Here is a 19,451-nt window from a genome sequence, read left to right as displayed (position 1 = left end):
TGCCCGGGTACCGGACAACCTGCGGCGGCATCCCGGCCAATGCGGCCGGAGCCGGCCCGGGCCAGGCGTACCGGCACGGCGGGCGGGGCAGGACAGCGGTGCGACCGGAGCGACGGGTGGGGGCCGAGGATGGCGTCGGGTGGGGGTCCGATGGGAAGAGTGCGCGAGCAGGAGCTGATGCCCGCGTTGTTCTGGTCCGCCGACTCTGCCTCCCTGCAGGGCCAGCGGCGGTCGGTGCTGCTCTCCGCGTGGGAGCTGGTGCTGCTGGTCGCCGCCGCCGCGTTCGGCTCGGCCGACGGCACGCCGTGGGCCTGGCCGGCCGCCGTGGCCTACCTCGGTGCGATCGCCCTCGCCGTGGTGATCAGCCGGCAGAACCCGCAGGGCCTCTGGTACGAGGGCCGGGCGGCCGCCGAGTCGGTGAAGACGCTGGCCTGGAAGTTCAGCGTCCGGGCCGATGCGTACCAGCCGCCGCCGCGGAGCCTGCCGGACGCCGAGGGGCTGTACAGCTTCCAGCTCGGCCGGGTGCTGAACGCCTTCCGGGGCAGCCGGGCGATCGGCGCCGCCGGGGCGGAGGACGGCGGGGCGCGGATCACCGACGCGATGCGCGGCCTGCGCGACCAGCCGCTGGCGGTGCGCCGCGAGGTGTACCTGCGGGAGCGGATCCAGGTGCAGCACGACTGGTACCGCTCGAAGGCGCGGTACTGCGCCCGCGCCGGCTTCTGGACCGGCGTCCTGGGCGTGGTGCTGCCGCTGCTCGGCCTGGTGCTGGCGGTGTTGCGGGCGATGGGCGAGTTCGGCTACGACGCGCTCGGCACCGTGTCGGCGGTGGCCGCCTCGGTCGCCGCCTGGGCGCAGCTGCGCCAGTACCGGCCGCTGGCCGCCGCGTACGGGCTGGCCGCCGACGAGCTGGAGCTGATCCGCAGCCAGCTGGCCCAGCTGGACGTGACGTCGTCCGACGCCGAGGAGATCTGGGCCCGGCTGGCCCGGGACGCCGAGGACGCGGTCTCCCGGGAGCACACCACCTGGCAGGCCCGCCGCGAGGTCCGCGGCACCACCGACCGGGACCACTGAGCAGACCGGGACCACCGCGCGGACGAGGATCGCCGAGCGGACGAGGATCACCGAACAGACCGGGACCACCGAACAGCAGTACCCCGTACCGAGGAGGCCGCGCGTGTCATTACGGATGGTCAAGGCGCCGGACGGCCGTGCCATCGCCGTCGAGACCCTGGGCGACCCACGCGGCCGGCCGGTGTTCCTGCTGCACGGCATGCCCGGCAGCCGGATCGGCCCGCACCCGCGCAACACCGTGCTGTACCGCCTGGGCATCCGGCTGATCTCCTTCGACCGGCCCGGCTACGGCGACTCCACCCGGCTGCCCGGCCGCCGGGTCAGTGCGGCCGCGGCCGACGTGCGGACCATCGCGGACGAGCTGGGGCTGAGCGGCTTCGCGGTGCTCGGCCGCTCCGGCGGCGGCCCGCACGCGCTGGCCTGCGCGGCGCTGCTGCCCGACCGGGTCGGCCGGGTCGCCGTGCTGGTGGGCCTGGCGCCCCGGAACGCGGCCGGGCTGGACTGGTACGGCGGGATGACCCCGTCCAACGTCCGCGCGTACCGGGAGGCCGAGCGCGGGCACGACCGGATCGCCGACGCGATGCGGTTCCGCTCCGAGCAGATCAAGGCCGACCCGGTCCGGCTGCTCAAGGGCCTGCGGCCGGAGCTGCCGGCCACCGACCGCGAGGTGGTCGCCGACACCGGGCTGCGGCGGATGCTGCAGAGCAACTACCGCGAGGCGTTCCGGCACGGCGCCGACGGCTGGATCGACGACGTGCTCGCGTTCACCGCCGACTGGGGCTTCAAGGTGCAGGACATCACGGTGCCCACCTGGCTCTGGCACGGCGCCGACGACCAGTTCTCGCCGGTCGACCACTCGCGCTGGCTGGCCGACCACATCCCCGGCGCCGAACTCTTCCTGGAGCCCGGCGCCGCGCACTTCGGGGCGTTCCGGGTGATGACCACCGCGCTGGCCTGGGCGGCCGGCCACACCTCGGCGGGCGGTCGGGCCCTCAGGCCTTGACCGGGGTGACCGGCTCGCCGCCGGCCAGCACCGCCAGGACGTTCTCCACCGCGAGCCCTCCCATCGCCTGCCGGGTCCGGACGGTGGCGCTGCCCAGGTGCGGGGCCAGCACCGCGCGTTCCTGGGCGAGCAGGGCGGACGGCACGGCCGGCTCGTGCTCGAAGTTGTCCACGGCGGCGGCGAACAGCGCGCCCGACTCCAGCGCGGCGGCGAGCGCCTCCTCGTCCACCACCCCCGCGGTCATCGAGACCACGACCGCCCCGGGCGGCAGCAGGGCCAGCCGGCGGGCGTCCAGCAGGTGCCGGGTGGCGGCGCTCAGCGGGCAGGTCACCACCAGCACGGTGGAGGTGGCGAGCAGCTCCTCCAGCGGGAGCCACCGCGCGCCCTCGGCCTGCTCGGGCGGGAGTTCGGAGCGGTTGTGGTAGCCGACCGGCATGTCGAAGGCGCGGGCCCGGCGGGCCACCGCCTGCCCGATCCGGCCCATGCCGAGGACGCCCAGCGGGGTGCCGGCCAGCTCCAGGCCGAGCAGGAAGTCCGGTGCCCAGGCCCACGGACGCCCGGAGCGCAGCCACCGTTCGCCCTCGCCGAGGCGCCGGGTCGCGGCCAGCAGCAGCGCCCAGGCCATGTCGGCGGTGGCGGCGGTGAGCACACCGGGGGTGTTGGAGACCAGCACGCCGCGCTCGGCGCAGGCGGCGAGGTCGACGTTGTGATGGCCGACCGCGTGGTTGGCGACGATGAGCAGGCCCGGGCCGGCCGCGTCCAGGAACGCGCCGTCCACCACGTCGTCCAGCGTGGTGACCACCGCCGACCGGCCGCGGACGGCGGCCAGGAGCTCGGCGCGCGGCATCGGTACGTCCGAGTCGTGGTGGGTCACCGCGTGGTGCGCGGTGAGCCGCTCGATCACCCCGGGCGCGAGGCGGCGGGTGACCAGGACCGGGGGCAGTGGCTGCTCGCTCATAAGTCCCGCAGCGTACCCCCGGGCCCCGGCCGGTGTGTTCGCGTCAGACCGGCTGCGGCTCCAGGTCGCGGTTGATCCGCTTCCAGCCGCGGGCCGAGACGGTGTTGGGGTGCTCCTCGCCGAACTGCCGGATCAGCTCGGCGATCGCCTTGGCCCGCAGCTCGGCCGCCTGGGTGTGCCGGCCGGCCGCGCGCAGGGTGACGGCCAGGTTGGCCTCGCAGGCCACCGCGTCCGGGTGCCGGGGCGTGTAGCGCTCGCACAGGCCCGCGTACGCGAGGCGGCCGAGCTCCTCGGCCCTGCTGATCTGGCCGTCCTCGCCGTACGCGTTGGCCAGGTTGATCATCGCGTTGAGGGTGTACGGGTGCTCCGCGCCGACCGATTCGGTGAGCCCTTCGACTGTGGCCACCCCGCGGGCGATGGCGCCCCGGATGTCGCCGCTGCCCCGCAGGTAGATGCCGAGGTTGTTGGCGCAGGCCAGGGTGAACGGGTGCTCGTCGCCGAACAGCCGCCGGTGGCCGTCGTACACGGTGGTGCAGAGGTCGCGGGCGGCCTCCTTGTCACCGGAGGCGCTGTGGTCGGCGGCCAGGTTGAGCGCACAGGCCAGCGCGTCGGGCGCGTCGGCGCCGTACCGCTCCAGGTAGCGCTCGTACGTCTCCTTGGTGATCCGGCGGGCCTCGGCGAGCTGGCCGGTGCGGCGCAGCGACACCGCCAGCGACTTGGCGTTGCGCAGGTTCTCCGGCAGGTCGGGGTCGAGCACGTCGCCGAGGTCGTTGGTGACCTCCCGGAGCAGGTCCACCGAGCCCCGGTAGTCGCCGAGTTCGCGTAGGTCGCGGGCGAGCGCGGACTTGGTGTTGAGGGTGTACGGGTGGCGCGGGCCGAGCACGGCGGTGCGCCGGTCCAGCGTCTCCTGGTCGAGTTCGCGGGCGGCCTCGCTCTCGCCGACCAGCCGGTAGTCGATCGCCAGGTTGTTCGCCATGGCGAGGGTGCGCGGGTGGTCGTCGCCGAACAGCTCGCGGAACTGGTCGAGGATCTCGCGGTCCAGTTCGAGCGCGGCCTGGAACCGGCCGAGTGCCCGCCGGTCGGCGCCGAGCGAGCCGGCGGTCATCAGGGTGTACGGGTGGTGCTCGCCGAGCAGGGCCCGCTGGCGCTCCAGGGTGGCCTCGTCGAGGGCCAGCGCCTCGGCGTAGTTGCCCTGCGAGCGCAGCACGTTGGCGAGCTGGAAGCGGAGCAGCAGGGTCTGCCGGTCGTCCTCGCCGAGCTTGCCGGTCCACTCGGCGTCCAGGGCGTGGCCGAGGTCCCGGGCGCGGTCCAGTTCGCCGCGCTTCCACAGGTAGCGGACGCGGTCGATGAGCAGCTGCCGGGTGTCGGCCTCGTCGCAGTTGTGCGCCTTGGACGGCGACAGGTGCGGCCAGATCTCGTCGAAGGCGGGCCAGTTGGCCGGGTCGTCGGTGTCGCCGAGGACGGGGCGGGCGCCGGTGAGGATGCGGTGCACCTCGTGGACGGCGACCTCCTGCTCGTCCTCGGTCATCTCGGCCCGGATGACCGCCTGGACCAGCCGGTGCACCTGGAAGCTGTTGGTGCCGGCGTCGACCTTGGCCAGCGCGTACCGGCCGATCGCCTGGATGACCTTGCCCAGCATGAACTTGTCGCTGAGGTCGGCGTCGTACTGGACGAGCGCGCGGATCATCTGGTCGCTGTAGAAGAGGTTCATCGAGATGGGCTCGGGCGCGAAGAACGCGCAGAGCTGGAGCAGCCGCACCGCCGCCGGGGACTGGGTGCGCAGCCGGCCGATCGAGACGTTCCAGGTCGCGCCGACGGGCGTCGGGTAGTCGGCCGGCCGGGCGCCGGCCAGGGCGCGGGCGGCCTCGGCCTGGAGCTGGGCGACGTAGGTGTCGACCGGGGTGCCGGTGGTGTCCAGCCAGGCCGCGGCGACCTCGACGGCGAGCGGCAGGTCGCCGACCGCCTCGGCGACCCGGTCCGCGTCGGGACGGGAGAGGCCCCGGGCGCGCCGGCAGAGGTGCTCGACGCTCTCGCCACGGGTGAAGACGTCCACCTCCAGCGCCTCCGCGTGCCCGGACCAGGCCTGGTTACGGGAGGTGACCAGGATGTGGCCGGAGCCGCCGGGGAAGAACCGGCGGATCTCGGAGGGCTCGTCGGCGTTGTCGAAGATCAGCAGCCAGCGCGAGGTGGGCACGCCGCGGCGCAGCGCCTCGCGGGCGGCCTCGGCGGCCTCGGTGACGGAGTCGCCGACCCGCAGGCCGAGCCGGCGGGCGAGGTCGGCCAGGGCCGGGGCGACCAGCTCGGTCTGCTCGGCGTCGATCCACCAGACCAGGTCGTAGTCGGACATGAAACGGTGCGCGTACTCCAGCGCGACCTGGGTCTTGCCGACGCCGCCGAGCCCGTACAGGGTCTGCGGGGTGGGCAGGACGGCGGCCATGCCGCCGCGCAGCTGGTTGCGCAGCTGCTCCAGGACGGCGGCGCGGCCGGTGAAGGACGGGTTGCGCGGCGGCACGTCCCAGACCTGCGGCTTGCTGCCGGGGAACCGCGGGCCGGTGCCGGTGGTCTCGGCGAGCGGCACGTCGCCGCGGCCCAGCGCGCGCAGCAGGGTCTGCACGGACTGCGTCTCGTCCCGGCCGACCAGGTCGACCGGGTTGCGGTTGCTGAACGGCGCGGTGAGCCGGACGTCGCCCACCCGGACGGGGACGAGCTGGCGGCGGGTGCCGGACGGGTCGGAGCTGACGACGGACTCCCAGAGCGCGCGGGCCTGCGGCGAGCGCTGGTAGGCGGGCGAGAGCACGGCGACCGTCCGGTAGGCGGCGTCGATGCCGCGCTCGGTCTCGTGGCGCGGGTCCGAGCCGGCGCTCAGGTCCCTCGGCAGCACGCGGAAGCCGGCCCTGGTCAGGATGGACTCGATCCAGTCCGCCCACATCCGGTCCTCGGGCACGTAGGAGAGGTAGAGGTCGGCCGGCACGGAGGGGCGGCGCCGGGTGAAGGCGTCCACGTAGCGCAGCCGGACCTCCTCGTCGACCGCGGGCAGCGAGGTGACCCGGCCCTCGGTGATCACGCCGGTCAGCCGCTCGCAGGCGGCGAGCATCGACGTCTGGGTGCCGCCCTGGTCGCCGAAGGTGGCGAGGATCTCCTCGTAGGCGTAGAACGGCCGGTACGGGATCTCCACCGAGCCCCAGTAGTGGGCGAGGTCCTCGCCGTGCACGCCGGCCGGGAGTCCGTCGAAGCGGATCCGGGCCAGCGCCCGCCCGGCGTCGGCCTTCTCCTTCTCGCCCTCGTCGATGCGCATCGGCACCGGGAGGATGCGGATGCCGCGCTCGCGGTAGCGGTCGTGGATGTGCTGGGCGATCCGGGAGGCGCCGTCGATCGACTGGTCGCTGAGGGTGAAGCAGACCACCAGGTCGTCGGGCATCTGGACGGTGCAGATCTCGGCGATGTCGGAGAGGCCGGTCCGGGAGTCGATCAGCACGTAGTCGTAGCGCTTGCTCATGTCGGCGCGGAGCGCGTCGAAGAACTGCCCGCCGTCGAAGCGGTCGTAGAAGATGTCCCAGTCGAGGTGGGTGACGGCCTCGGAGTAGTCCCGGTTGAACTGGCCGGCGGAGAGGAAGTCCAGGCTGCCGCCGTCGGGGAACAGCGGCCAGGAGAGCGAGAGCGCGTGCGGGTGGACGCGGGCGAAGTCGAGGTGCCAGCCCTCGGCGTGCTCGACCGGCCGCAGTGCCTCCTCCCGGTACTCGGCGATCAGGTCCATCATGCCGGTGGTGCCGGCCAGGACCGCCGGGTCGAGGAACGGGTGGAAGAACTTGGCCAGGCCGGGCGCCTCGAGGTCCCAGTCGACGGTGAGCACCCGGAAGCCGTTGGCCGCCAGGATCCAGGCGGTGTTGGCGAGCGCCATGGTGCGCCCGGTGCCGCCCTTGTACGAGTAGAAGGTGATGATCCGGCCCTGGCGGTCCTGCTCCGCCTCGCGCTGGGCGGCGAGTTCGGCTGCGGTCAGGCCGCCGATGCGGAGGTTCCTGGTGCGGTCCTCGCTCATGCGCCCACCTCGCTGCACTCGGAGGCCGCTTCGCGAAACGCGCAGCCCTCAATGAATCGCTCGCTCCGCTCCCTCATGCGCCCACCTCGCTGCACTCGGAGGCCGCTTCGCGAAACGCGCAGCCCTCAATGAATCGCTCGCTCCGCTCCCTCATGTGGTTCCTCCCCCGGGCGGCGTCCCGTCGTCCGGGCGGTCGCCTAAGTCGCGTGCTGGCTGGTCGTCGTCGTAGGCGAAGGGTCCGGGCCCGTCCCGGCCGCGTCCGTACCGGAAAGCGTCCCGCAGATTGGGGCGCGGCGCCGGTGGTTCCTCCGGTTCGGTCCTGGTGCGGCCCTCGAAGGCGTACTTGGCCTTCATGGCGGCCCGGGGAAGTGCGTCGTCGAACTCCTCCAGGCTGCCCAGCCCGGGCGGCCCGCCGGTGGCGCCGAGGAAGCTCGGCCGGACCGACCGGTGGGTGAACCGCAGGACACGGTCGCTGAGTTCGCCCATCTCACGGTGCTTCTCCACGCAGTCCGGGTCGTCCAGGTTCCACGGTTCCAGGACGCTCACCCAGGAGCAGTCGGAGCTGTCGAAGCGGCGGACCAGCTCGCTCCACCGCTCGTCCTGGAGCACCCAGCGGTCCAGCAGCAGCAGACCGGGCGCGACCGGTTCGCCGCCGGAGATGATCGCCTCGGCCTCGCCGTCGAACTCGTGCACGGTGGCCTGGAACCCCAACTGCCGGGCGAGCCGCACCGCGTGCTCGGCCAGCGGGCGGGCGGCGGCCGGCCGGTACGGGTGCCAGTCGGTGCGCCGGGCGCCGTAGTAGTCGGGGTTGCGGTCCTGCGGCACCTCGCCCCGGCGGTAGGCGAGGACGGAGATCCGCAGCTGCTTGGTCGGCGCGGTGACGTTGAAGGCGCTGGGCTGGGCGTTGAAGTCGAGCCGGCGCCCGACCGGGATCACCGTCTCCTCGGCCACCTCGACGATCCGCCGGGCCAGCCGGTGCACGGCCAGCTCGTAGGCGGAGCGGAAGTAGCTGAGCTTCATCAGCGCGTAGAGGCCCTCGGTGGCGTAGTCCGGGCCGAAACTGGCGTGGTTGAACTGGAGTTCGCTCGCCACCCCGGGCAGCCTGTAGCGGCTCATCGGCGCCCAGAGCACCGGCACGATGCCGCTGGTCCGCTCCGAGTCGAGATTGGCCGGGTAGACCGGCCGCTGGGTGAAGGAGTGCCACTCCTGCCCGCACGGCAGGCTGTTGAAGTACCGCGGCGAGTACAACGGCACGAAGACCCGGCAGGTGGCCAGCTCCTCGGAGAGCCGCTCGGCCCACAACTCCCCCTGGTGCATGGACTCGTCCATGAACCCGACCGGCACGCCCGCGGGCACGGTGGTCAGTTGCAGCACCGCTTCGCAGAGGTCGCGGTACAGCTGCCGCACCCAGTGGTTGGGATCACCGGCGCCGCGCGCGCCGGCCTTCGGGGTGTGGGCGTAACTGAGGAAGAAGTACGGCCGGGCGGCGTCCTCGTCCCAGCCATGATCGTTCACACGCGCCTCCCCCTGGCCCGCCGGCAACCTCATTCCCGCGAGTCCCCGTACGCGGGGCTTCAGTGTAGGAACGACTGAGGGTCCAATGGAATAGCACAGTGGGCCACACGAGTTGACATGACCGAAACGACTGCCCCCGCACGGCCCCTATGCGCCACGGTCGGAGGCGCGGCGCGCCCGCATGATGCCCACCGCGAGATCGACCGCCTCGCGCATCGGGACCAGGTAGCAGCGGGCGCCGCCCACCCGGCCCTCGGTTATCCCGGTGGCACTCCTCAGGACCTCCTCCCCCAGTCCGGCGAAGTGCACGTCGTCCAGGTCGGGTGCCTTGAAGGCCACCCAGCCCTCCTGGACCCGGCAGTAGTACTCGCGGTGCCGTATGTCGGGCATCCGCAGATCCGCCAGGTGGAAGGAGGTGAACCGGGACATCGGGACGCCGAGCAGCAGGACCTTCGCGTCGAGGTCGTAGAGCCGGCCCAGGGCGGAACGTTCCCCCAGGTGACAGTCGAGGGGGTGGTCCGCGGTGATCTCCCGGGCCCGCGGGCCGAGGGCGGCGAAGGAGGTCTGGGGGTGCGCGCTGCGCAGTGCCCCGGCGCGGGTGCGGATCTTCTCGGACACCACCCCCATGGTCGCCGAGGAAGGGGTCGTGGCCGGGTCGAAGGGCGGCATCCGGTCCCGGTAGTCGGCGATCCCCTCGGCCGAGAGCCCGGCCGTGGCCGCGATGTACAGGCGCGAGGTCGCGGAGTTCTCGGGGGTGGCGGTGTACGCGACCAGGGTGCCCCGGTCCGGCGCGTCCACGGCCTCCATCAGTGCGTCGACCACGGTGGCGGCCCCGCCGCACACCGGGCCGAGGTTGCGCAGCGAGGCCTGGACGAACAGGACCCCGCCCGGCCGGACGCCGAGTGAGGCGAGTTCGCGGGCCAGGTCCGATGCGGTGAGTTCGGGTTCTTCGCCACGGGGGGCGACGGGACGGTGGGCAGCGGCCATGACAATTCCCTGGGGGCAACCCCCGGCGAGGGTGTCCGGGGGACGGAACGACATGAGGGCGCGGCGCAGGCCGCGGCGGAGCCCGCCACGGGGCGGGCACCACAGAGGTGGTGAACGGTACAACCGGGCACCGCAGAGGCGGTGAACCGTACGCCGGGGCGGGCGGGGTGGGACGGGCCCGCACCGGAGAGCAGTGTGTCGCGGCCGTCCGCGACGCTGCGGACCGCCTGGGTGGCGTTGCCACGGGGCCGGGCCCAGGGCTTGTCCGACGAGTCCCGCCGCGCACTGGTGCGACGCGAACGGTCGGACAAGCCCTAGCCGAGCTGCGGCGCGCCGGGCCGGAGTTCGGGGCGCTCGTGCAGGATACCGACGGCCAGGTCGACCGCCTCGCGCATCGGGATCAGCCGGCAGTCGGCGGCCCCGACCCGCCCGGTCACCACGCCGGCGGCGCGCCGCAGCACCTCCTCGCCCAGGGTCTGGAAGTGCAGGTCGTCCAGGAGCGGGCCGTCGAAGCGGATCCAGTGGCTGCGGCCGCCGTCCATGACCACACAGCCGTAGTGCCGGACGGGCAGGTCCGGCATCCGCAGGTCGGCCAGGTGGAAGGCGGTGAACTTGGCCAGCTCGACGCCGATGCTCAGCACCCGGGTGCCGATCTCGTACATCCGGCCGAGCGGGGACTCCGGGCCGAGGTGGCACTCCAGCGGGTGCAGTTCGGTGATCTCCTTGGCGCGGGCCCCGACGGCCGCGAATGAGGATTGCGGATGGGTGCTGCGGACCGCCTCGGGGTGGGTGCGGACCAGTTCGGAGAGCATGCCCATGGTCCGCGAGGAGGGCGTCTCGGCCGGGTCGAACGGGGGCATGGCCGCCCGCCACCGCGCCACCTGCCCGGGCGTCCAGCCCGCCATCATGGTGGTGACGAGCCGGGAGGTGTCCGAGTTCTCCGGGGTGGCGGTGTAGGCGACCAGGGTGCCGCGCTCGGGACCTCCGAGCGCGTCCAGCAGCGCTTCGCGGACCGTGGCGCTGCCGCCCTCCACCGGGCCGATCGCCCGCAGTGAGGCCTGCACGAGGAGCACGTCCCCCGGCCGCACACCGAGATCGGTGAGCTGACGGGTGAGCTCGGCCCGGGTCAGCTTATTTTCGGATATGTCCCGCTGGGGAGGCGCGGGACTCGGTTCGTGAGGGATGGCGGTTCCCGAGGGTGAAGGGCCCGGAGAGGGGTCTCCGGAGCCGGCTGGGGTAGGGGCGAGCGTACCTCCGAGGCGGCGCGCCGGGTGGCAGGGCGCCCGGCAACCGCCGCTCGTGTTCGGCCAGTTGCGACCGGCCTGGAGTGGCCGGCCGGTGGTCGTGGTCGGCCGGTGGTGGTGGCCGGCCGGTGGTGGTCGGTGGCCGTCCCGGCCGGTCGTGGTCGGCCGGTGGTCGTGGTCGGCCGGTGGTGGCCGGCCCCGCCGCCTCCCGCCGACCGATTCCCGCCGGTGTGGTCAGCCGGTGGGCACCGTCGGCCTGCGGTCCTGCCGGGCCCGCCGGGCGGCGTCCTCGGCCGCCTTCGGCAGCCGCACGTCCAGCCACGGCCCGACCGTCTCCCGCATGCCGTCCGCGAAGCGCAGGCCGACCGGGGTCAGCGAGCCGGAGCCGGCCAGCCGTTCGACCGCCTCGGCGGTGTACCGGCGCCAGAGCGCGAACTGCGCCCGGGCGTGCTCGGCGGCGGTGCCGGGCAGGCCGTCGTAGATGGCGGTCCGGGTGCCCCAGAAGGCGGTCACCGCTAGGTGGGCGTAGGTGCCTTGGAGCAGGCCCTCGATCGGGCGCGGGTCGGGCCGCCAGGGCGCGTCGTACAGCGTGCCGTCGGCGGGGTCGTAGAGGTCCACCAGGTCCAGCACGGCGCCCAGTTTGACGTGCTGGAACTCGTGCGCGAGCAGCAGCGCGAGGATCGGCGCGGTGGCCGGGCGGGCGATCCCGACCGCGCCGAAGGCCTGCCGGGCGGCGGCGCTGACGTCCCGCCCGGCCGGGCCGGGGCACAGCGGGGTGACGGTGGTCAGGCCGGTGCGCAGGCCCTGGGCGTAGGCCGGCAGGTCGCGGTCGAGCAGTTCCACGGCCTCGCGCAACGCCCCGGTCCAGGCGTGCAGTTCGGCCTCGTCGAGGCGGTCGCCGACCGGCCACTGGTGGCTGTCGCGCTGCGGGTCGGTGTCCTCCAGGGCGAGCGTCCAGCCGCCGGCCAGCCGGACCTGCCGGACCGGCTCCCAGCGCGGGTCGCCGTGGCCCGCGCCGATGGTGAGCACCTCGCCGTCGGCGGTGCGGACGGTGAAGCCGCCACCGGTGCCGGTGACCACCGCCTCGCCGCCCGGGACGGCGAGCCGGCCCAGCGTCGGCAGGTGCAGGGCGCCGGCCCGGACCGGGACGGCCACGGCGTCGCCCCGCCCCGCCCGGACGGCCGCGGCGCCGGCCAGCTCGGCCAGCCGGCCGAGCCCGGCGCCGGGGTCCCCGCCGAGCCGCCGGGCCGCCCAGGCCCGGGCGTAGGGGTGCCCGAGCACCGTGTCCAGCGCGGCCGGTGCGGCGGAGTCGAGGTCGGCGAGCAGCTCCCAGGCGGCCGAGGAGCGCAGCCCGGAGGTGCCCCAGACGGCTGCCAGCATGGCGCGGGTGAGGGCGAGTTGGGAGCGGACGAGGGCCCGGACGGTGTCCGCGCCGCCGTGGCCGTGGGCCAGCTCGTCGAGCCGGCGGTCGGTGAGGCCCGCGGGCACGGCCGGCTCACCGGCCTGCGCGGGAACTGCCTGGACGGCCGCCGGCCGCGCGGCCGCGCCGGGCCGGGGGTCCGGCTCGCCTCGGTCGGCGATGCCGTTGATGAGTGTCATGAGATCCCCGCAGTAGACGGAGGGGTGGTCGAAACCACCATCGGCCCGGTAGCGGTGGGCGTACAGACCGCCACCGCAGGAGCGGACGACGGGGCAGGCCCGGCAGGTGGCGCTGAGGTCGGCCAGCCCGGACTGCCGGGCGACCATGCCGGGGTGCCGGGCGACCTCGTCCAGGCTGTGCGTGAAGACGTCGAGACCGGTGGCGGGCGCGCCGTCGTACGCGGTCTTCAGGCTGTCGGCCTGCTCGAAGGTGCCGTCGGTCTCCAGCACGACCAGCGCGGCGGGTTCCAGGCCGAGCGACTCGGTGAGGCTGGAGAGCCCGTGCAGGGTGCGGTGGACCGAGTCGAAGGTGCGGACGGCGAACGGCCGGCCGGCCGCCTCCCAACGGTCGTAGACGGCCAGCAGCCACGCGGCGTAGGGGTTCTCCCCCCGGTCGGCGGGGCGTTTCGGCGGCTGGTCCCAGGTGGCGTGCGGGAGCAGGAAGTCGACGGCCGGGGGGTCGAGTTCGGCCAGCGCGTCGTAGACGGCGACCGGGTCGTTGTCGACGTCGACGGTGCAGAGCAGGCCGGCGTAGAGGTGGCGGTACTCGGGCCGCCGGAGCAGGGCCACCGCCCTCAGCACCTGCGGGTGGCTGCTGCGGCCGTCGGCGAAGCGCCGGTGCCGGTCGTTGGCCGCGCGGTCGCCGTCCAGCGAGATGCCGACCTTGATGTCCTGCCGGTCGAAGAGCTCGCAGAAGGCGGGGCTCAGCAGCACGCCGTTGGTGTGGATCCGCAGGTCGAGCGCGCAGCCGGGCGGGAGCGCGGACCTGAACTCCTCGGCGGCGCGGCGCAGTCGGTCCGGGCCGGCCAGCAGGGGTTCTCCCCCGTGCAGGACGACCCGGACGACGGTGAGGCCGTGGGCGGCCGCGTGCTCGCCGATCCGTTCGGCGGCCTTGGCCAGGACCTCGTCGCCGATGACCTTGGGCCGGGCGCGCCAACTGGTGTCGGCGTGCTCGTAGACGTAGCAGTGGTCACAGGCGAGATCGCACCGGCTGTGGACCTTCACAACGAACTGCGTGAACGGAAGCAGGGATCGCGTCATGGTCAGTCGGTTTCAGCCGGAGCCGATGGTCGATCGGCTGGTCAGATGGAGGAGTTGAAGGCCGCGACCGGCACCAGACCGGTATCGGAGCCGGGCAGGGCACGTCGGAGTCGCGCGGCCAGCTCGTCCGACCCGAGTGCGGCGAGACCGGTCAGAGTGAGCCGGTCCACATCGCCCTGAGGCTCCGTCAGTTCGCTGGTGGGCCTGGTGTCCAGTGCGGGTGTCATGTTCGATTCTCTTCCGCGATGGGGGTTAGAGAGAGCAGATACCGGGTATAAGGCCCGGCTCCAATCATCAATGTAGTGGCAGCGGGACAGCAGCGCCGTACTGTTCCGTGCACGTCTGTGCCCACTACCCCCGCCAGGCTGCGACGTCACGCGGAAAGTTCACCCACTCGGCGGTCGCATCGGGGCGTCGCACGCCACACGAGTGGCCGTGCCGGGATCACACCGGGGGCTGCTCGATGTCGCGGTCCAGCCGCACCCCCTCCCGGATCGCCACCGTCACCGGGTGGTCCTCGCCCAGCGTCTCCCGGGCCCGGGTGAGGGCGTCGGCCGCCGTCCGGGCCGCCCGGTCGTGGTCACCGGTCGCGGCGAGCGTGAGCGCGAGGTTGGACGCGGCCGCCAGGGCGTCCGGGTGGTCCGCGCCGAGCCGCCCGGCCAGCAGCGCGAGGGCCTCCTCCTCCAGCGGGAGCGCCGCCGCCGGACCGCCGTCGAGCGCAAGCCCGTTGGCGTGGTTGAGCAGGGCGATCCCGACGTACGGATGGTGGTCGCCGAGGGCCGCGCGCAGGCCGGACAGGGCCTCGCCGGAGAGCTGCCGGGCCTCTGCGGTGCGGCCGCCCCGCCGCAGCAGCACGGCGAGGTTCCCGGCCGTGGTCAGCGTGGTGGGGTGCTCCGCGCCGAGGTGGGTCCGGCAGTACCGGTAGGCGTCCTCGCCCGGCGGGACGGCCCGCCCGGTGTCACCCAGCGCGGCCAGCGAGCCGGCCAGGTTGGCGGCGGCGGCCGCGGTGCCCGGGTGGTCGGCGCCGTGCCGGTCGAGCAGCCGCCGGTGGACGTCCTCGTCGTTGGCGAGCGCCTCCTCGTACCGGCCGAGCCGGCGCAGTGCGGCGCCGAGGTAGCCGCGGGCCCGCAGCAGGCCGTGGTGGTCCTCGCCGTACAGCCCCGCGTAGCCGCGCACGGTGGCCTCCAGGAGGTCCAGCGCCTCCCGGGGCCGGCCGGCATCGCCCAGGTCGCGGGCGAGGTTGGCGGCCGAGAAGAGCGTGTAGGGGCTGTCGGCGCCGAGCGTCGCGCGCTGGCGCCGCAGGACCTCCCGGTGCCCGTGGACCGCCTCCGCGAAGTCCCCGCAGAGGAACTGGGACACGGCCAGGTTGTTGCCGCTCATCAGGGTGCGCGGGTGGTCCGGCCCGAGCACCCGCACCGCGGTGGCGAGGGTCTCCCGGTCGAGCGCCCGGGCTTCCTCGTAGCGGCCGAGGTGGCGCAGGTCACCGCCGAGGCTGTTTGCGACGGCGATGGTGTTCGGGTGGTCCGGCCCGAGGGCGGCGGTGAGCCGGGCCAGGACGTCCCGGTCGGTCTCGTACGCCTCCCCCGCGAGGCCCTGGAGCCGCTGGACGTTGCCGAGTTCGACGCGCAGCAGCAGGGTCGGGACGTCGTTCCCGCCGTCGTGCCCGGGCCCGGCCGGGCCCGCCTCGTACCAGCGGGCGAGGACCCGCTCGGCGAGGTCGCGCGCGGCGCCGTGCAGGCTGCGCTGCCACAGGTAGCGGACCGAGCCGACGATCCACCGCCGGACGGCCGGGTCGGCGGACCCGGCGGCGCCGGACGGCCAGAGATGGGGCAGCAGTTCGGCGTAGCGCGGCCAGTTCGCCGGGACGTCCGGGTCGCCCGGGTCGGCGAGGGTGAGCGCGCGGTGCACGACGGCCCGCACCCGGGCCCGGTCGGCCTCGGCGACCTGGTCGCGCAGCAGCGCCTGGGTGATCCGGTGCACGCTCAGCGTCCCGCCGGCCTGGTCGTAGCGGGCCAGGTTGAACTGGTTGACGGTGCGCAGGATCTCGCCCGTCGCGAGCCGGGCGTCCGGGGTGTCCGGGGGCAGCCCGACGGCCTCGATCACGGGCGCGCTGTAGAGCAGCCGGATCGGGATGGCGTCCGGTCCGAGGAAGCCGCAGACCTCCAGCAACCGGGCGGCGGGGGCGTTGATCCGGCGCAGGTCGGCGCCGGCGATCCGCCAGGTGGCCGCGGTGACGGTCGAGTACTCCGCGTCCGCCTGGACCGACCGGTCGAGGATGTCGGTGAGTGTCTCGTCCAGCAGTTCGGCGTAGGTGGCGGCCGGCATCGGGGTCTCGTGCAGCCAGGCCGCCGCCTGGCCGACGGCGAGCGGAAGGTCGCCGAGGAGTTCGGCGATCCGGTCGGCGTCGGCGGCCCCGACACCGGTGTTGAGGCGGCGGACCAGCTCGACGCTCTCCGCCCGGTCGAACACCTCGACCTCGGTGCATCCGCGGTGCCGGGCCCAGCGCCGGTCGCGCGAGGTGACCAGGACGTGCCCGTCGGCGGAGCCGGCGGGCAGCCACGGGGCGAGCTGCTCCGGGTCCTCCGCGTTGTCGAAGACCAGGAGCCAGCGCCGGTACGGGCGGCCCCGGCCGAGCGCGTCCAGCACGGCCCGGGCCGTCAGGGCCACGTCGTCACCGCTCTCCAGGCCGAGTTCGGGGGCGAGTTCGGCGAGCCGCTGCGGGACGCCGGCCGGCTCCTCGGCCGGCACCCACCAGACCACCTCGTACGCGGGCGCGAAGCGGTGGGCGTACTCGACCGCGGTCTGCGACTTGCCTACCCCGCCCATGCCGTACAGGACCTGCACCGGCTCGGCCGCCGGGCCGAGGGTGAAGCCGTCGCGCAGGGTCTCCAGCAGCCGGCCGCGGCCGGTGAAGGCGGGCAGCCGCGGCGGCGGGTTCGCCACGTCGGGCCGACCCGACGGGAAGCGGGCGGGGGCGGGCGGGGCCTCCTCGTCGGCCTCCAGCCAGCGGCCGGCGCCGGGCGGCGGGCCGAGCAGTTCGAAGAGCTGGGTCTCGGCCGCCTCGGCGGAGCCGCGGGCCAGCTCGGGCGCCCGGTGGCCGGCGAACGGCCCGGACAGCCACTCGCCCGGCGCCGCCAGGGCCAGCGCCAGCAGGCCGGCCGATCCGCCGTCCTGCTCGGCGGAGGTGAGGCGGCGCCAGATCTCCCGGCCGCGGGGCAGCGCCGCGTACTCGGGCGAGAGCAGCACCAGCACCCGGCCGTCGCCGTCCAGGGGGCCGGCGGCTTCGGGCAGGGCGCTGTCACCCGGTGGTCCGGCGTCCAGCGCCGCCGCGGCGCCGTGCAGTGAGGCGAGGTAGCCGAAGCCGGCCAGGGCGGCGGCGGCCCACTCGGCCCACATCCGGTCCCCGGGCGCGTAGCTGACGTACACCTGGCGGGAACGGCTGCGGCCGGTGCGCAGGTACGCCGCGTACAGCCGGCGGCGGGCCCGGTCGGGGACGGGCCGCAGCGTGCGGACCCGGCCGTCGGTGAGCCAGGCCGCCAGCCGTTCGAACGCGCCGAGCAGGCTGCGGCCCTGCTGCGGCCGGTCGACGACGGTGGCCGGCACCTCCTCGTACGCGTAGAACGGCTTGTACGGGACTTCGACGTCCCGCCAGTAGTCGGCCCGGCGTTCGGCGCTCAGCCAGCGGTCCAGGTACGGGGCGAAGGCGTCGTGGGCGAGATCGCGCCCGGCGGCCAGGCCGGCCCGCTCGGCGTCCTCGACCCGCATCGGGACGGGCAGCACCCGGATGTCGCGCTCGTCGGCGTCCACGATGGCGTGGGCCGCGTCCACGCCGCCGCGGATGCTCTGGGCGCCGAGGGTGAAGCAGTCCACCACGGTGTCGGGCATGAGCACGGTGCAGATGCCGGAGGTGTCGCTGACCCCGGTGCGGCTGTCGATCAGCACGTAGTCGTACGCGGCGGTCCACTCCTCGCGCAGCGCGTACAGGAACTCGGCGCCCCGGATGTCGCCGCGGGTGTAGAAGCTGCGCCAGTTGAAGCTGGTCACGGCGGCGGAGTAGGCGGCGTTCTGCCGGCCGGCCGGCATCAGGTCGAGCCGCCCGCCGGCGGGCAGGTCGAGTGCGAGGCCGCAGAGGTAGCGGTCGAGCCTGCCGGGCGCGGCCAGCCACTGCCGGGGGGCCGCCGCGGCGGCGTCGCCGGGGCCGGGCAGGGCCTGTTCGACGTAGGCCCGCAGCAGGTCGATCAGCCCGTCGGTGGCGTGGAGTTCGGGGTCGATCAGCAGCGGGTGGTAGTACCGGTGCAGGCCGGGCGCCTCCAGGTCCCAGTCGACCACCAGGACGCGCAGGCCCTGGCTGGCGAGGATCCAGCCGACGTTGGCCAGCGCCATGGTGCGGCCGGTGCCGCCCTTGTAGGAGTAGAACGTGACGACCGATCCGGTCCCGGGCGTCGACAGGACGGCGGACTCGGCGTCCGCCAGGGCCACCTGGTCGGCGGTCATCGTACGGAGTCTCCTTCGCGGGGCCCCCGGGGAGCCGGGGGCAGGACTGCATCAGGGGACACGGCCGGCGGCCAGGCCGGGATGGTCAGTCCGGGCATGGCCGCGGCTCCGGGGCCGAGGCCGAACGTGGCCCTGGCCAGAACCGGATCGGCCTCGTCCGCCTCGTCTAACAGTTTGTTCTGGGCGACCGTAACGGTGCATAGCAGTTCACTTTCGAAGCGTTCCCGCTGGACGCGGACCCTAAAGAGCGGCTCAGGCCCCGACCTGTGCAGCCAGTTGCGCGGGAACACGTCCCGCACTCCCCCCCAGAGCCGGGTGCGCGCCGGTCCCTCGGGCGGGTCGTCGGTGCCGGCCGGCACCAGGACGCCGGTGACGGGGTGGTTCCGGTCGTCGAAATCGCGCAGCGCCTGCCGGTAGTGCTCGGCGCCGGCCGCCCACGGGTCCACCAGCAGGACGCTGACCTCGTTGTTCTCGCGGGCGCGGTCCAGGTCGGCGGACAGACCGGGGCCGACCTCGTCCAGCGTGGTGCTGTGCCCGGCCCGGGTGATCGCCTGCTGGGCCTGCACGACCAGCGAGGGCAGCCGCGGCGGGTGGTAGGGAGCCCAGTCCCTGGGCCGGTCCCCGTACCACCCACCGCGGTACCGGCCTTCGTCCCCCGCCGGCACCGGGGCCCCCTCGTCCCCCGCCGGCACCGGGGCGGCCACCGGCCGGTCCTCGGCGGTGGCGGCGGGGCGGGCCGCCACGCTGCCGGCGGCGACGAAGATCCGGACCATGCCGCTGCGCCCCGGCGGCGGTGCGGCGTCCGGTACCGGGAAGCAACCGTCCACCCGGCCCAGGTCGAGGTGGGGCAGCTCGGTCAACGGCAGGCAGGCCGCCTCCCGCACCCGCTCGGCGATGGCCCGGACCACGCGGCGGTAGTCGGGCCCGTGCGGGTCGGCCCGCAGCAGGTCGCGCAGCCCACCGGTGACGTACGCCGCGCCCAGGTCGTGCTGGCTGTACTGGATCCGCAGCACCTCGGCCGGCAGGTCGGCCGGAGGCGGCTCCCAGACCACCGGGATCAGGGCGGGCACCGCCTCGCCGGTCAGCTCCTGGTGCCGGCGCATCCGGCCGTCGAAGGCCGTCCACTCCTTGCCGCAGTACGGGCTCGCGAAGTAGGCCGGGGAGTACAGCGCCACCAGGGTGCGGCTGACCGCGAGCATCCGGGAGAGCTGCCGCTCCCAGTCGTCGCCGACGCGCAGCCGTTCGGTGTCCCGGTAGGCGAGTTCGCCCGGGCCCGCCGCGGGCTCGATCCGGGCCAGCTCGTCCCGGAGGTCGCTGAAGAACTGGTCGACGAAGGCACCGCCGGCCTGGTGGTCCCGCCGCGCGTAGCTGAAGAAGAAGTACGGCCGCACTTGCAGCACCCCCCGGGCCGGTCGGCGAACTCGGCCTACGCTACCGGGGAGTTGGGTCGATGGGGAGCCGGGA

Annotated in this window: 11 protein-coding genes; 2 read left to right on the top strand and 9 right to left on the bottom strand. The window is 74.6% G+C overall.

The window, feature by feature from the left end:
- Positions 1-150: 150 nt before the first annotated feature.
- Entirely contained in the window at positions 151-1,071 is a 921-nt protein-coding gene (locus ACZ3YO_RS33970; RefSeq protein WP_465577216.1) for a DUF4231 domain-containing protein, read from the top strand.
- A 115-nt stretch (positions 1,072-1,186) separates the two neighbouring features.
- On the top strand, positions 1,187-2,074 hold the full coding sequence (locus ACZ3YO_RS33965) for an alpha/beta fold hydrolase (protein ID WP_396324460.1): 888 nt from the start codon (positions 1,187-1,189) through the stop codon (positions 2,072-2,074).
- Here the strand turns inward: ACZ3YO_RS33965 and ACZ3YO_RS33960 are convergent.
- The 9 genes from ACZ3YO_RS33960 to ACZ3YO_RS33920 all read right to left on the bottom strand — a co-directional run bounded on the left by ACZ3YO_RS33960 (position 2,064) and on the right by ACZ3YO_RS33920 (position 19,378).
- Positions 2,064-3,032 carry a 2-hydroxyacid dehydrogenase gene (locus ACZ3YO_RS33960; RefSeq protein WP_465577213.1) on the bottom strand — a complete coding sequence of 323 codons (969 nt, stop codon included), beginning with the start codon at positions 3,030-3,032 and terminating at the stop codon, positions 2,064-2,066. The two genes, ACZ3YO_RS33965 and ACZ3YO_RS33960, sit on opposite strands and share 11 nt — an antisense overlap.
- Positions 3,033-3,075: 43 nt before the next feature.
- Positions 3,076-7,068 carry an FxSxx-COOH system tetratricopeptide repeat protein gene (gene fxsT, locus ACZ3YO_RS33955; protein ID WP_465577211.1) on the bottom strand — a complete coding sequence of 1,331 codons (3,993 nt, stop codon included), beginning with the start codon at positions 7,066-7,068 and terminating at the stop codon, positions 3,076-3,078.
- Between the two features lie 150 nt (positions 7,069-7,218).
- Entirely contained in the window at positions 7,219-8,583 is a 1,365-nt protein-coding gene (locus tag ACZ3YO_RS33950; protein ID WP_465577208.1) for a TIR-like protein FxsC, read from the bottom strand.
- Between the two features lie 147 nt (positions 8,584-8,730).
- A complete protein-coding gene (locus tag ACZ3YO_RS33945; protein ID WP_465577205.1) occupies positions 8,731-9,570 on the bottom strand; it encodes an AAC(3) family N-acetyltransferase in 840 nt (279 codons plus the stop codon).
- Between the two features lie 314 nt (positions 9,571-9,884).
- Complete coding sequence (locus ACZ3YO_RS33940; protein ID WP_465577203.1) at positions 9,885-10,643, bottom strand: AAC(3) family N-acetyltransferase; 759 nt, start codon at positions 10,641-10,643, stop codon at positions 9,885-9,887.
- Positions 10,644-11,048: 405 nt separating this feature from the next.
- Complete coding sequence (locus ACZ3YO_RS33935; protein ID WP_465577201.1) at positions 11,049-13,493, bottom strand: FxsB family cyclophane-forming radical SAM/SPASM peptide maturase; 2,445 nt, start codon at positions 13,491-13,493, stop codon at positions 11,049-11,051.
- A 41-nt stretch (positions 13,494-13,534) separates the two neighbouring features.
- Complete coding sequence (locus ACZ3YO_RS33930) at positions 13,535-13,720, bottom strand: hypothetical protein (protein WP_465550279.1); 186 nt, start codon at positions 13,718-13,720, stop codon at positions 13,535-13,537.
- A 217-nt stretch (positions 13,721-13,937) separates the two neighbouring features.
- Positions 13,938-17,987 carry an FxSxx-COOH system tetratricopeptide repeat protein gene (gene fxsT, locus ACZ3YO_RS33925; protein WP_465577199.1) on the bottom strand — a complete coding sequence of 1,350 codons (4,050 nt, stop codon included), beginning with the start codon at positions 17,985-17,987 and terminating at the stop codon, positions 13,938-13,940.
- The gene (locus ACZ3YO_RS33920) at positions 17,984-19,378 is read right to left on the bottom strand and encodes a TIR-like protein FxsC (RefSeq protein ID WP_465577197.1); all 1,395 of its coding nucleotides are present in this window, start codon (positions 19,376-19,378) and stop codon (positions 17,984-17,986) included. Before ACZ3YO_RS33920 ends, fxsT (ACZ3YO_RS33925) begins: the two co-directional genes overlap by 4 nt.
- Positions 19,379-19,451: the final 73 nt, after the last annotated feature.

The sequence above is a fragment of the Kitasatospora sp. NPDC022785 genome (assembly GCF_055561295.1).
This window is presented reverse-complemented; position numbering and strand designations above follow the sequence as displayed.